The organism is Geosporobacter ferrireducens (assembly GCF_001750685.1).
GTDB lineage: Bacteria > Bacillota > Clostridia > Peptostreptococcales > Thermotaleaceae > Geosporobacter > Geosporobacter ferrireducens.
Genome location: NZ_CP017269.1, coordinates 4,997,993 through 5,012,615 on the forward strand (window position 1 = coordinate 4,997,993; position 14,623 = coordinate 5,012,615).

Here is a 14,623-nt window from a genome sequence, read left to right on the forward strand (position 1 = left end):
GAAGACTCAATAAAATACTGCATTGTACCTAACTAGAAAAAAATGGTATTATTATTACATACAGAAAGAATGGAGGGAATAAGGGTGTTCAAAAGATTATTTATTTTGCTGCTTTCGCTCACAAGTGCTCTCTTACTCCTAGGTGGCTGTATTCTAAAACCAGAATATGGGGAAATTGTTTATGCAGTAAAGTCGGAAGAATTTACAGACACCACCTTAAAAGATGCAGCTGAAGACTTGGTTAAAAGGGCAGAAATAGCTGGCTATAGTGAAACAAAAGTGAGTTTCAGTGAAAATCATATTAAGTTAAAGATCTATGATATTGAGTATGAGGAGTTAGAATCTCTGGCCCAATTAATTGCAAAACCGGGGAAATTAAATTTTGTTGAATTTCAAGGAGATGTAATTTTAACAGGTAAAAATATAAAAGAAGCTCAAGTTGTTTTTGAGAACAATGCTAATCAAAAACCTGCTATAGCTATAGAATTTGATGAAGAAGGGAAAAATGTTTTTTCAGAGGCTACAAATAGACTGTCAAAAGAAAAAGAAGTGGAGAACAGGACCCTCTTTATATTTATTGATGAAGAGATAATATCTGCACCTGTTATCAGCGAGCCAATCGAAGGTGGAAAAGCCGTGATAACTGGAGATTTTACGATTAAAGAAGCCAGTGAAATTGTTGCACTTTTGCAAGGTGGAGCTTTAGACATTGAGTTAGATGTTGTTGAGATAAATATGGTTAAGTAAAAGTGATATAACATCAAAGTCCATAAATGATGGCTGGGTTAATTTCCAGCCTTTATGTTGACGTTGCCTAAATTTGCTATTATAAGGAAACATTACATTTTTTAATACAAGGAATGACCGAAGCAGAAAAGTGGATATTTTGTATATATGAAGCTTAATAAAAAACCATTTATTCGTCCAAGTCCCAATATCATACCCTATTGCAGCCCGGAGGTCCGGATGGAGAATTATCTGCAGCAATTCGATATCTAAATCAGAGATTTACAATGCCAACAAAAATGGCAAAAGCACTGTTAACTGACATTGGTACAGAAGAGATGGCTCACGTGGAAATGATTCAAACTATGATTTTAATGTTGACAAAAAAGGCAACGATAGAGGAAATCAAAGAAGCTGATATGGGTGGATACTATGCCATTCGAGATAAGGCAATCTATCCCGCTGATTCTGTAGGCAATCCATGGACTGCTGCATATATCCAATCTATAGGAGATGTAGTCGCAGATCTCCATGAGGATTTGGCAGCAGAACAAAAAGCAAGAGCTGTATATGAGCATTTATTAACTTTGACGGACGATCCATTGCTTAAAGATGGCCTTCGTTTCTTAAGAGAACGTGAAGTTGTTCATTTCCAAAGATTTGGAGAAGCGTTACGTAATGTAGAAGAGTATGATATAAGGAAAAAGCAATTCTAAAAGCCGGGAAAACCCGGCTCTTTATTTATGATTTGTTTTATAGATGTGTGGCTGAAAAATCTTATTTTATTCGGAGCGGCACGAGGCGTCCCAGGCAAACTGTATTATAGAACTCAAAATTAGAAATACTTTTGATAACTTTCTTAAAAAAATTTATTTTTTCATTTTCCACAATACATTTCCTCCAGATTATATTTAAGCTGGCTTGCTTAACCTCTGCATCGATGCATTCATTTTCATTAAGGAAAAGAGTGAACTAAATTATGTTTTAGTTCTTGATTAAGTAGTATTGAACCGTGCAAACTGAATAATACGGTATTTGATAGTAAAATATTTACTATATTATGTAAAATAAATGATAGTAAATATAAAGAATATGCTATAATTTCCTTAAAAGTGAGGCTAAATTATAAGCGGTTATGTAGTAAATTAAAAATTGAGGGGGATTGGGTTTATGCCGAATGAACTTATAGCGTATTGTGGTCTTTATTGTGGCGCATGTAGCTTTAAAGTCGCTTTTGAGGAGAATAATCGAGAACATATAATACGTATGCCAGCGTATTATGACCGTTTAAAGAATGAACCACTTGAGTTTTGTCACGGATGCCGATTAGAAAATCAATGTGGAGATTGTAGCATAAGAGATTGTGCCAGAGATAGAGAGATAGAATATTGTAGCTTGTGTGATGATTTCCCATGCAAGATATTAAAAGAATTTAATAACGACGGAAAACCACATCATGCCGAATCAATAAGCAATCTTAATTTGTTAAAAGACATTGGCAAGGAAAAATGGCTTGAGTTGCAAAAAGAGAAATGGACATGTACAAAATGTAATTCAAGATATTCTTGGTATTTAAAACAATGTCAGAAATGTTGAACTTGTAAGAGAAAGAATAGGAAATTAGCAACAAAAATAAAATAATATCCATACTTTATCGTAGGGGATATAGGAACTGAAGAATTAGTAAAAATACCGTATTATTCAGAAATGAGTTATACGGTATTTTTATGTTGCATTTTAAGAATATTGCGTTAAATTTACAGTTTGCTAAGGAATAATGCTAAAGCCTACAATAACTATTATACATAATCCAATAAAAACGAAATTTATATAAAATCCTATTAAGGGAAGAAATCTATATATTTTATTTTCGGAGATTCTTACTGTTGTTAAAGAATTCAATGGTAACATCTTATAAATAATAAAGCAGAGTAAATTAAGAACTGTTGACATTAGTATAGGTAAAAGTTCAGAGCCCTTGAATCGTAAGCCTGATGCCCAGGAATATGCACTGAAGCCGCTGAGAAAATATGATAATGCTACTAAAAGGGCGCGTACGGTCTTTAACAATTCATTCATATAGATCCTCCCTTATATAAATTACTAAGATAATCATACTATGGAATCATATGGAAAACAATGAAAAGTAATATACACTAAATATAATCTTGAGCACAGGAGAAAGAAATAGGGGATATATAAAATATCAAATGTCTGATCCAATAAGTGGAAAATGAACTATAGGTGAAAAGCTGTGTGCAGTAGTTGAAGATCTTCTGAAAAAATGTAGAAAATCCCTAACCTATAATTGTTAGAGGAATTTGTTGATGAATGTAGAAATAAATTATCTAATACTTACAGGAGGGCATAACATGAAAAAAAGATATTTATTACTGATTGCAGTTTTATTGATCTTAATACCTAATTTGGGATTCGCAGATTCAGAAATAAAAATAATGATCGATGGATTTCAGGTTCAATTTGATCAGAACACAGGATTTCCTTATATAGACGAAAACGGTCGTATTCAAGTTCCTGTGTCTGCTGTTCTTGAAAGCTGTGGTATATTTGTTGTTTGGGACGATCAAAACAGGACAGTAATAACACAAAAAGACGGAGTTAGAGTAGAGATACCAATAGGGAAGAATTATATAACAAAAAATTATACGCAAATCGAAATTGACACAGCGGCGAGAATTAAAGATGGCAGAACCTACCTTCCTATTAGAAAAGTAATGGAGAGTTATGGCGGAGAGGTAAAATGGGATTCAAGTGCCCAAACAGTTTTTATAACAACTGCAAAAAATAGCAGTATACTTAGATTTAACCTGCCGCCTGAATTAGGCATGCCTAAATTATCAAAAGAAGAAATTAATGAACTTGTTGGAGCAGATCCACAAATAATTCAAGAAAAAATTTCAACAGTATATGATTTCATTCAATATATGGAATCTGCAGGCTATAGAAGCGTGAGCGGTGATACACATATAGAAGGAAAAGTTTATAACTGGAGTTTTAATAGACCAGCTTTAAGTACAATAAAAGTAAATGAAGGTAACTGTGGTGCTACTTCCAACTTAGCGAATTATATATTAAAAGATGATTATGATGAGGTAGGCTTTGTATTCTTTTCAGCAGATAGCGGGCAAGGAGGCCATATAATCAATTATATAAAACAGGATGAAAAGTATTATATTATAGATTTTGTAAAATATCCAATGAGTGATTATAAAGGCTTTATTGATATTGTAACGGTAGATGATCTGAAAGATTTCCCAGAAGAATGTATAATAAGATATGGTGATAGAGGAAGGCTTTATCAAATAAAGATTATTATAAGTTACCAAGCTGATAATCAAATCCCCATTGGTTACAATCGAAGGGAAGCAGTTGGAAGATTTTTTCCTATTGATATGAAAGACAGTATTACAGTTTTATATGAGACACCGTCAGAGGGAAAGATAGTTGATTTTATTAAAGGGCCGGAAAAGCAACCTAAATGGGATTAGAATACATATCTTATAAGTTGCTATAGAACTTTCAAAGAAAAAATATCATACGCCACCAGGAGCCGGGAAAACCCGGCTCTTTATTTGTAATTTATTTTATAGATATGTGGCTGAGACACCTTGACTTATTTAGAACGATACGTGAAAAATGGAGGAATTTGACGAAATATGTCGAATGATATTTAGCACAGCTAAATACTGCAGACGCTGCTAATAATCGTATAGACAGGAGGAATTTATTAATGAGTTTTAAAATTAGAGATTGGAAAATAAGAACAAAGATTTTTGCCGGATTTATGACACTGGTACTCTTATTTTTATTCGTAGTAGGACAATCTTACCTTGCTATCGCAGACATTAATGACAATATGGTGCCTCTACTATTGGCCAATGAAGAAGTTAATAAAGCGATGCTGAAAATGAGAAAAGATGAGAAGGACTTTCTGATAAGAGAAACTTCAAATCTAAATTATTTCAAAGAAGGGAAAAGTCCATATCTTGATAGTTTTGAAAAAAACTATGAAATAATCAATAAAAATGTAATGCTTATCAAAGCGAATAAGGATGTTGCAAACAATGCAGGATTGGTTGAGAAATTGGATCAAATTCTTAATGATGCAAAGGTTTATCATGACAGTTTTCTAAAGGTTGTAGACAAGACAAAAGAAAGAGGTTTTCAGGATTATGGACTTGAAGGGGAACTAAGAAGTGCCGTTCATGGTATAGAAAAGAGCATTTCACAACCGGGACATCTTATTCTAATGCTTCAGGCTCGAAGAGCAGAAAAAGACTATTTTCTAAGGCGGGATCCAAACTATATTGTAAGATTAGATGAAATTGCAGCAGACCTTAAACTCTCTCTGCAATCTTCGGGACATACCCAAGAAGTCAAGCTTTTAGAGGAATATCGTGAAAAATTCAATAAGGTTGCAGCTATTGAAAAAGAAATCGGATTGACAGATGATGAAGGTTTAAAAGGTGAATATCGAAAAGCGATACATAGGCTAGAGCCATTGCTCAATGATACTTACAACGATATTTCAGGAATGACGAATAAGAAGGTTGAAAATATACGTAAAATCACGGTAACTTTATCTCTTGTCATATTGATTGTCGCAGTGATATTTAGTTTTTTCATAGCGAGGTTTATTACTAAACCTATTTATGCAGCAAATCATATGCTCCATGATATTGCTGAAGGAGAAGGAGATCTAACTAAGCAGTTATCTGTTGAAACCAAGGATGAATTGGGCACTCTGGCAATGTGGTTTAACCTATTTACAAATAAAATAAAAGAAATCGTAGCCCTTGTACAAAGCAATGCCAATACGATTGCAGAATCTTCTGAGGAACTGGCTGCTGCTACGGAACAAGCCAATCAGGGAATCGATAGTATAGCAAAAGAGATTACAACCATAACAGATGGATTACAAAACAATGCAAGTATCGTTGAAGAAGCAACTGCAAGTATACAGGAAATGGCTAGTGGTGCGCTGATTGTATCGCAGGAGGCTGAGGATGCTGTAAAAAATAGTCAAGTAGTACTAACTGCTGCAAAGCATGGTGCCGAGAAGTTGGCGGAAGTGGTAAAAGCGATTGATGGTGTTCAGCATTCTTCAAACAATATGTCTACAGTGATTGGAGAGTTAAAAGAATCTTCTAATAGAATAAGTGAAATTGCTTCTCTAATAACAGGAATATCAGAGCAAACAAATTTATTAGCCTTAAATGCAGCCATTGAAGCGGCCAGAGCTGGAGAAAGCGGTAAAGGATTTGCTGTAGTGGCGGATGAAGTAAGAAAACTTGCAGAAGAAAGCAAACATTCAGCCGATGACATTACCACGCTGATTAAAGGAATTGAAAATAAGATTAAAAGTGCCTATAGTTTTACGAACGAAGAGCAGTCAATGGTTACTACAAGTGTGAAAAAAGTAAATGAAACAGACTTGGAGTTTAAGCGTATACTTCGTTTAATTGAACAGACAACGGAAAAAATCTCAATTATTTCACAAACAGCCAAACAGCAATCTGAGATTGCAAGTGACATGGCAAGGGCTATGGATGAAATCTCAAGCTCAACTCAACAGAGTGCAGCAGCTTCACAACAAATTACTTCAAGTATTCAAGAACAAGTCGGCACATTTGAAGAGATTGGTGCAAGTATCGAGGAAATGAGTAATATTTCAAAGATTCTCAGGGAACAAACAAACCGGTTTAAAACTAAATAATGCAGGCTTGACCTTTTCTTGATAAAATGGACATTTCAGCGTTGCCATTTTCTAATTTATAACATATTTCAATTCCCATGTAATTTGCAATGATTATATGGAAAACTGTTTATTAAGAATTTTGAAGGCAGAGGATAGAAACGGGGTATAAGGAAAAGTATCAAATGCCTGATCCAATAAACGGGGGATGAGCTAACAGAAGAGGAGTGACTAAAGATGAAGTGCCCAGAGTGCGGAACACCTATGGTTCCACAAGGATGATGCTATATTTGTCCACGGTGTGGAGAAGAAGTAAAGAAATAATGCAGAAAGGGAAAAAGCTTATTATTAGAAATCAAATCTAGAAAATGCGGACGTAAAAATTACATAGAGATAGCGAACCAAATATTTGCAATATCAAAGATAAGACCCTCAGAAAATTTACAATCAGGTTATTTGTCGTTCAGTTGAACAAGTTGTCGTAATGGGATGGAAAATTTTACATATTCAACAACATGATGTTACAAAAAAATTTTTTCTTGTCCTTTATAATTTTTCTAAGCAAGTCTATCTTGCAAAAAAAATATGAGGAGGAGAAAAAATGTTGAGAAACAAAAAGTTTAAATGCCTTGCACTTGTTTTAATCTTTATTCTGATTTCATCATCTCTTGTTTTTGCAGAACCGGTACAGAAGGATCTCTTTAATGAAGTATCAAAAGATGCAATTTTCGATCATATTAAAGCCCTGGTAAGAGCAGATGAAGACAATCCCAATGGTGTTGATAATGCTAGAGTTACAGGGTTCCCTGGAGAGCACATGGCTGCAGATTATATTGAAGAGCAGTTCAAAAGCTATGGCTTAGAAGTTGAAAGGCAGGAGTTTCCAATTCTAGCCTTCTTAAGTCATGGAACTGAGGTAAGCGTCAGTGGTACAGTGTATGAGTCTAAATCATTTACATTTACACCTCCTACAGCGGAAGAAGGTGTATCCGCTGAGCTTGTTTATGCTAATCTGGGATCACAAGAAGACTTCGAAAAAATTGATGTAAGAGGGAAGATTGCGCTGATAAAACGGGGCACTTATACGTTTTATGATAAAACCCAAAATGCAGCAGCAGCAGGAGCTGTCGGAGCGATTATATTTAATAACAGCACAGGGATAATTAGTGGGACATTGGGGAGCCCTACTGATATTCCAGTTGTAGCCTTAACCCAAGAAGATGGTGAGGAGCTTGTAAAGCTGCTGAATAACTCTGAAGTTCTGGAAGCAACAATAAAAGCTATGACAGAGTTAGAAGACAGCTTTTCTCAAAATATTATTGCAACCTTGAAAGCCAATAGAGGAAATAAAGATGCTCAAACAATTGTAATCGGTGCGCACTATGATGGCGTTGATGTTCCTGCCGCAAATGATAATGCATCTGGAACAGCCACCATGCTAGAAATTGCAAGAGTATTATCCAAACAAAAACTTGCCTACGATATTAAATTTATAGCCTTTGGTGCAGAAGAAGTAGGATTGGTTGGATCTTGGGAATATGTAGAATCATTAAGTGAAAAGGAACTTGGAAATATTGTTGCCATGCTGAATATGGATATGGTCGGAGTCGGAAATACAATGGGTGTCATGACCGTAAGTGAGAATGCAAAATCCTTTATAGCAGATTTAGCTGAAGTTTATATTAAAAAGTTTGGACACCGCTATAACCGGGGCACATCCAGTGCTAGTGACCATGCGCCATTTGAATCATATGGTGTACCGGTAGTATTCTTAAATTATGGTCCAGACCCATATTATCATACAGACCAGGATTCGTTAGATAAGATTGAGAAAGATAAACTATATAACATGGGCAGCCTTGTAACAGCAATGATATATGATATGGCCAAAACGCCTATGCCAAAGGCGGAAAGAGGACGTAAGGCTAAAGTCAATAAATATCATAACCCGGAAACTCCAATGGAATAAATATGGGTTTATAGAAGCATCCACAAATGGATGATTTCTATATTTTGGAGAGGAATGAGATAAGCAGAGACTTAAGCAATCCAGATGAAAGAATATATACTCGGGTGAAGCAGGAAATACGTACCCATGAAAATAAGTTTACATTGAATTAGAAATTTTTACATAAAAATTTCTCGGAAAATGATAAATAGCAGGTAACAAGCAGGGAGCATATCTCACAAATATCTATCTACTGCTATGTAAAGGTGAGGCATTCAGCAATGAGTGCCTCAAACTTTGTCTTTTTCAAGAAACTAAAACTTTTTGACGTAAAGCTGTTTGTTTGCTGATTAACATAGAGAATAGGATAAATTTACTATTTTTTATGGTTTAAAATATTCTACGAAGGTATTTGTAGATATATGAAGAATGATAGTATTAAGAGAATGAACAAGGAGGGATGATTATATGGATATAAGCAGCTATGCCGCACAAGGTTTATACAGTGTCCAGCGTGCTGTGAGCATGGCAATGCTCCAGAAGACAATGCATATGGACAGTACTACGGTAGGCACCCTTATGCAGGATATGGTAAATGTAAACAAAAGCATTATGGAGAATTCTGTAACACCACATATTGGTGGAAATGTTGATATCTCACTTTAGGAGATAGGCACTCTGCACAGAGTGTCTTTTTTATGCAGCTGATAAGCAAGCCGATGTTTATAGGTGGTTGGGGGAGAATGAAATATATCAAGTTAGATAATTTATATCAAAAATTAAGACGAGCCCTCGCAAATCGCGAGAACTCTATATAAAAAGAGGGGGGCCTCATAAACATATTTTAAAACAAGATTATGAATAAAATATGAACAAATCATGAAAAATTTAAGTATTTCTCATGATTTTAGTTAAAAAAGGCAGTTTTAAAATAGGGAACATTACTCTTACCAAATCGTATCAATGTCTATGATACTGAAAATCAGAGTTTGGTATTTTATATCCAGAAACCGTTAAGTTTTCTACGGTCAAAAGTATTTGTTTACAATAACGATGGAAACTCTATTGGATACTTTAAGGGAAACATATTAACCATTGGCGGCGGTTTTTTTGTTTATGATTCCAATGAGCGGGAAATAGCAGAAATTACTGGTGATTGGAAAGGATGAAATTAGTATGTTGGCTGACTCATTTAATAAAATGATAGCTAACCTAAGAAACATTATTGGTCAAATTTCTCAGGTGGCTGATCAAGTTGCAGCAACATCACAACAACTTTCTGCGTCCTCACAAGAATCAGCTGTAGCTTCAGAAGAAGTAGCTACAACAATTGCGGATGTGGCTAGAGCCGGCGACGCCGGAAAAGGATTTGCAGTCGTTGCCGATGAGGTAAGAAAACTGGCGGAGCAATCATCTGAATCATCTAAGCAGATTGCAATGCTGATTTCAGATATACAGGGACAGGTAAAACATGCGGTAAATGCTATGGATCAAAATAATAATGAGGTTGAAGTGGGTGTGCAAATCGTCAATAGAGCAAGTGATAGTTTTGTAGAGATATTGAATGAAATTGATATTGTAGCCAAAAAAGTTGAAAAGGTTACGGTGGTTTGTTTATTCTTTTTTAAAAAGTTCATAGTAGAAAATTGTTTCATAATAAGAAATACTATTTATGATTTTGGAAGGACATGGTAATATAATGTTGTGTCTATTGAATAAAAAAAGGAAAAGAAGGGATTATTTATGGGGAGATTATCTTTAGTTGAGCTTTCAACAAAATATTCCAGTGGATTAAAGAAAATGATATTAGATTATGAAAAATATGGTGAAAGAGAGTATTTTGTTATGTATAAAGAGGCTCTGGATGATTTCGATAAATATGTAGAAAAGCTTCAGCGTAGAGAGAAAGGTATAGGATTACCAAAAGAATGGGGAGCATATACGGCTTTATGGTTAGCAGATGAAGATAATAGAATTTTGGGTGGCATTAGAGTTCGAAAAGAATTAGGTTCAGATTTCTTAAGGAAAATAGGTGGACATATTGGTTATGATATATCTCCTTCATATCGAGGAAAGGGATATGGTAAACTCATATTGAAATTAGGCTTAGAAAAGGCTGCACAAATGAATATTTCACATGTATTGATTACCTGCCAATCTGATAATTTTGCTTCAATGAAGATTATCGAAACAAACGGAGGAATTTTCGAATCAGAGATAATAGATAAAGCAAGCAATAGAAGTATTAGAAGATATTGGTTTAACCTAGATAGCAGATGATATTCATGCCAGAAAGGACTAAGGAGGGCAGTTTTTTACATTACGCACGGTCACCGGAATATCTAATTGGTTGAAATTGCCCATCCGTTGGGAATCTTAAATAAAGAATAGCTGAGAGATTCTCTGGCAATAGAAGGTAGATGAAAAAATTATTAAGTCGAAGAATATAATACAAAAAATACTCGGAATCAACTAAGTATAAAAAGAGCAATTACCGTATTGTTCTTTATAGAGAAGATATAGCGATAGTTTATGCATACATTCTAAACACAAGGTCAAGTCATTTTCACCATCATTTGAAATCCAAGAATAAAATGGGTAGGAGTACTCAAAGAATAAAGAAAGAGATTACCGATACTATTACTAAGTACCTTAATTAGCTTTTGTGTGACTATTGAAGACGTAGATAAAGGCAGAAAAATATCACAAATTTTTGTTCTCACCAACATATGGCGTTGAATTTTTTATGTATGCAAAAAAACAAGGTTCTGCCTTGTTTGAGATCATCGAAAAAAGGACCAGATTCTCGAAATTTTTCAAGAATAGGTCCTTTTTTCGATGATCTCAGCGTCGTAGACGCTCTTTTTATATTTGCAGAAATAGGTGTGCTGGATGATTATTATGAGCATCTAGCACACCTATTTACAGCTATACAGAAGTTACGGGTATCCAGAAATGAATATAATTTTGGGACTAAATACCTATTTGTCGAACGATTTATGTAGGAATTTTTTATTATATGTCGAAAAAAATAATGGAAAGGGGTTGAGTATATGGATAAAAGAGACTTGGAAATAATCAAAAAGATATTAAGGATCCTTGAAACCAGGTGTTGCAGAAGAAACAGAATATGAATTCGGCGATAGAAGTTATTATGCAGGATAACTATGTTTTTGAATGGTTTGATAATGATAACAAAAGAGAAGCCGTATTATAAGAAAAAACATGAATGACATCCCTATAGGATGTTATTTTAGTTTAGAGAGTTTAACTATGAAAATATGGAGATTAATGAGAGAATTCTTTAAGCCGAGGCAATCGTAGGTCAAACGATAGAAATATTAGAAAATATGAATTTAGCTGAACCGCTGAATAATTATATTTTTGTATGCTTACCTATTGCTTGTATAACATATTTTAAAAATTTTGAATATTTAAATAAATATACGGTACATATATAATATAAAAACAAAGGGGGCGATGGTATGATAGAAATTCCTATGATTGATGTGGGTACATCGGTAACGATTCAAAAAAAGATTGTAGAGGAAGATACAGCCCTAAATTACGGAAGCGGAAAGTTAGAAACCCTATTGGCAACACCTTCCCTGGTAGCATTGATGATCGAAGCCGCTGTCAATGCGGTAGATCATAGGCTGCCGGAAGGAATGATTACGGTAGGCAGGAAAATGGAAATTGTGCATGAAAAGCCCACCGGTATTGGTGCTACTGTGAGTGTAAAAGTAGAAGTGAAAGACTTTGACGGTGCCAAAATTGTATTTGATATGATCGCCTATGATGAGATCGGTATGATAGGAAGGGGAACCCATGAAAGAATCATTGTAAACAAGAATGCCTTGTTGGAACGTACAATGTCACGGGCAGAAAAATTAAAGAATATGGATTTTTAAAAAAGTGACTTCTTTGAGAAGTCACTTTTTTAGAGGATATACAATTCTTTCTCATTGAAATATTTATCAAATCGATTGAAAGAATAAGTTGATTATGGTAATCTATAATTCAAGTGAGATGAATGGAAAATTAGATTGGAGATGAACCATGATTAAAGATATTGAAGCAGTCATTTTTGATCTGGATGGAACCTTAGTGGATTCGATGTGGATCTGGAAGCAGATTGATATTGATTATCTCGAGAAGAGAGGAATACCATTGCCAGAGGATTTACAAAAAACTATTGAGGGCATGAGCTTTACAGAAACAGCTAAGTACTTTAAGGATCGGTTTCAACTCTCTGAAAATCTTGAAGATATAAAAAAAGAGTGGATGGAAATGGCGGAGGATTTTTATGCAAATCAAATTCCTCTAAAGAATGGCGCATGGACCTTCCTTTCATCGCTTCAGCAAAAGAATATTAAGATGGGCATCGGTACAAGCAATGCTAAAGATTTAGCACAAGCGGTCATAGGAAAACACAATTTGCTACCATTTTTTCATTCTATAAGAACTTCCTGTGAGGTAGAAAAAGGAAAGCCGCATCCGGATATTTTTCTTAAGGTGGCAGAAGATTTAAAAGTTAAGCCGGAAGCTTGTTTGGTTTTCGAAGATACCTATGCAGGGGTTTTGGCTGCAAAGCGTGCGGGCATGAGAGTCATTGCAATCGCTGATGCAACTTCACTAGCCTATGCGGAAGAGATTCGATCCCTGGCAGATCAATATATTGAAAGCTTTGAGGAAATTGTGCAGGTCGGGTAGCATTACTCGGCTTGATTTTTTGTCTAAAAAGTATAAAGAAAAAAGGGTCAATGATAGTCAATTTTACCCTTTATGGAAACAATAGAGTTATAAGAAGCAGCTTCGTAGACGAGGTGATGTCATGATACAACTACCGGAAGATTTCATAACAAAAATGAAAAGGTTGATGGGCGAAGAGTATGAAGAACTGGAAGCGAGTTATAATGAGGGAAAGGTACAAGGACTTCGCATAAATACTTTAAAAATTGATAAGGATGATTTTTTAAAGATTAGTCCCTTTCATCTGGAATCAGTTTCTTGGTGTATAGAGGGTTTCTACTATCAGGAAGGAGACAGACCTGGAAAACATCCTTTTCATGAAGCGGGCTTATACTACATACAAGAGCCTAGTGCCATGGCAGCAGGAGCACTGCTCGATCCCCAGCCAGGGGAGCGGGTATTGGACCTGTGTGCTGCGCCAGGAGGGAAATCAACGCATATCGCTGCGATGCTGCAGGGAGAAGGACTTCTGGTATCCAACGAAATCCATCCTGCACGGGCGAAGATTCTGTCTCAAAATGTAGAGCGAATGGGGATTCGAAATTGTATTGTTACCAATGAAGAACCGCCACGATTAAAACAAAAATTTTTAAGTTACTTTGACAAGATACTCGTAGATGCTCCTTGCTCTGGAGAAGGGATGTTTCGCAAAGATCCCGAAGCTTGTCAGGAATGGAGTTTGGAAAATGTGGCGCTTTGTGCTGTAAGACAGCTTGAGATTCTAAATTGTGCTGCAGCAATGCTCAAACCACAAGGTAAGCTTGTATACTCTACATGTACTTTTTCTCCAGAAGAAAATGAAAGAGTACTAGAGCAATTTTTGTGTGAGCATAAGGAATTCTCGCTAATAGAAGCCAGTATTTTTGAAGGCTTTAAGCCTGGAAGGGTTGAATGGACAACCCATAGAACCCGAACACTTCAAAAGGCATTACGGCTATGGCCCCACCGATTGCGGGGAGAAGGGCACTTTCTTGCAATACTAAAAAAAGAGGATGGAGACTTGCCAAAGAAAGTCAAGACAAAATTAAAACCTTTGGATAAAAATAGTATGAAGGATTATTTTGATTTCGGAAAAAACTACTTAAAGGAGGTACCGCAGGGAGATTTTATCCAATTTGGTGAAAATCTCTACTGCTTGCCGGAAATAGAGGTTTCTTTAGAACAGTTAAGAGTCCTTCGGCCCGGTTGGCATTTGGGAACATTGAAAAAAAGCAGGTTTGAGCCCTCTCATGCCCTAGCCTTGAGTTTGAAAAGCTTTGAAGCACAGAATGTCATATCTTTTTCAGCAGTATCAGAAGAAATCCTTTCATATCTAAAGGGTGAGACTATAGAAACAAGCGGAATAGATGGCTGGAATCTCATATGTGTGGAGGGTTATTCGATTGGATGGGGTAAACTGGTACAATCTGTTTTGAAGAACCATTACCCGAAAGGTCTTCGGTGGTAGAAAAAAGCAGCTTACGATAAGATTAGATTAAGAA

The 14,623-nt window shown here is 35.5% G+C and carries 13 protein-coding genes; 12 read left to right on the forward strand and 1 reads right to left on the reverse strand.

Annotation, left to right across the window (positions count from 1 at the left end; genetic code table 11):
• Positions 1 to 84 precede the first annotated feature (84 nt).
• The 3 genes from Gferi_RS23390 (at position 85) to Gferi_RS23400 (ending at position 2,322) form a co-directional block, all read left to right on the forward strand.
• A complete protein-coding gene (locus tag Gferi_RS23390; protein ID WP_069980540.1) occupies positions 85 to 747 on the forward strand; it encodes a SecDF P1 head subdomain-containing protein in 663 nt (220 codons plus the stop codon).
• A gap of 200 nt (positions 748 to 947) precedes the next feature.
• A complete protein-coding gene (locus tag Gferi_RS23395; protein WP_330389490.1) occupies positions 948 to 1,442 on the forward strand; it encodes a manganese catalase family protein in 495 nt (164 codons plus the stop codon).
• A 454-nt stretch (positions 1,443 to 1,896) separates the two neighbouring features.
• Complete coding sequence (locus Gferi_RS23400) at positions 1,897 to 2,322, forward strand: DUF3795 domain-containing protein (protein ID WP_069980542.1); 426 nt, start codon at positions 1,897 to 1,899, stop codon at positions 2,320 to 2,322.
• A 171-nt stretch (positions 2,323 to 2,493) separates the two neighbouring features.
• On the opposite strand, the gene Gferi_RS23405 is transcribed toward Gferi_RS23400, so the two are convergent.
• Positions 2,494 to 2,805, reverse strand: coding sequence for a hypothetical protein (locus Gferi_RS23405; RefSeq protein ID WP_069980543.1), 312 nt, complete (start codon positions 2,803 to 2,805; stop codon positions 2,494 to 2,496).
• Positions 2,806 to 3,098: 293 nt separating this feature from the next.
• On the opposite strand from Gferi_RS23405, the gene Gferi_RS23410 reads away from it, so the two are divergent.
• The 9 genes from Gferi_RS23410 to Gferi_RS23450 all read left to right on the forward strand — a co-directional run bounded on the left by Gferi_RS23410 (position 3,099) and on the right by Gferi_RS23450 (position 14,589).
• Positions 3,099 to 4,235, forward strand: a complete 1,137-nt coding sequence (locus tag Gferi_RS23410; RefSeq protein WP_069980544.1) for a copper amine oxidase N-terminal domain-containing protein — start codon at positions 3,099 to 3,101, stop codon at positions 4,233 to 4,235.
• 242 nt (positions 4,236 to 4,477) lie between these two features.
• Complete coding sequence (locus tag Gferi_RS23415; protein WP_069980545.1) at positions 4,478 to 6,463, forward strand: methyl-accepting chemotaxis protein; 1,986 nt, start codon at positions 4,478 to 4,480, stop codon at positions 6,461 to 6,463.
• 580 nt (positions 6,464 to 7,043) lie between these two features.
• Positions 7,044 to 8,411 (forward strand): M20/M25/M40 family metallo-hydrolase, encoded by a 1,368-nt coding sequence (locus Gferi_RS29135; RefSeq protein WP_069980546.1) that lies wholly within the window; start codon positions 7,044 to 7,046, stop codon positions 8,409 to 8,411.
• A gap of 447 nt (positions 8,412 to 8,858) precedes the next feature.
• Positions 8,859 to 9,056, forward strand: coding sequence for a putative motility protein (locus Gferi_RS23425; protein ID WP_069980547.1), 198 nt, complete (start codon positions 8,859 to 8,861; stop codon positions 9,054 to 9,056).
• A gap of 510 nt (positions 9,057 to 9,566) precedes the next feature.
• Positions 9,567 to 10,085, forward strand: coding sequence for a methyl-accepting chemotaxis protein (locus Gferi_RS23430; protein ID WP_069980548.1), 519 nt, complete (start codon positions 9,567 to 9,569; stop codon positions 10,083 to 10,085).
• Positions 10,086 to 10,133: 48 nt separating this feature from the next.
• Complete coding sequence (locus Gferi_RS23435) at positions 10,134 to 10,670, forward strand: GNAT family N-acetyltransferase (protein WP_069980549.1); 537 nt, start codon at positions 10,134 to 10,136, stop codon at positions 10,668 to 10,670.
• A gap of 1,205 nt (positions 10,671 to 11,875) precedes the next feature.
• Positions 11,876 to 12,301 carry a thioesterase family protein gene (locus Gferi_RS23440; protein ID WP_083273737.1) on the forward strand — a complete coding sequence of 142 codons (426 nt, stop codon included), beginning with the start codon at positions 11,876 to 11,878 and terminating at the stop codon, positions 12,299 to 12,301.
• 148 nt (positions 12,302 to 12,449) lie between these two features.
• Positions 12,450 to 13,103, forward strand: a complete 654-nt coding sequence (locus Gferi_RS23445) for an HAD family hydrolase (protein ID WP_069980550.1) — start codon at positions 12,450 to 12,452, stop codon at positions 13,101 to 13,103.
• Between the two features lie 121 nt (positions 13,104 to 13,224).
• Positions 13,225 to 14,589 (forward strand): RsmF rRNA methyltransferase first C-terminal domain-containing protein, encoded by a 1,365-nt coding sequence (locus tag Gferi_RS23450; RefSeq protein ID WP_069980551.1) that lies wholly within the window; start codon positions 13,225 to 13,227, stop codon positions 14,587 to 14,589.
• Positions 14,590 to 14,623 lie beyond the last annotated feature (34 nt).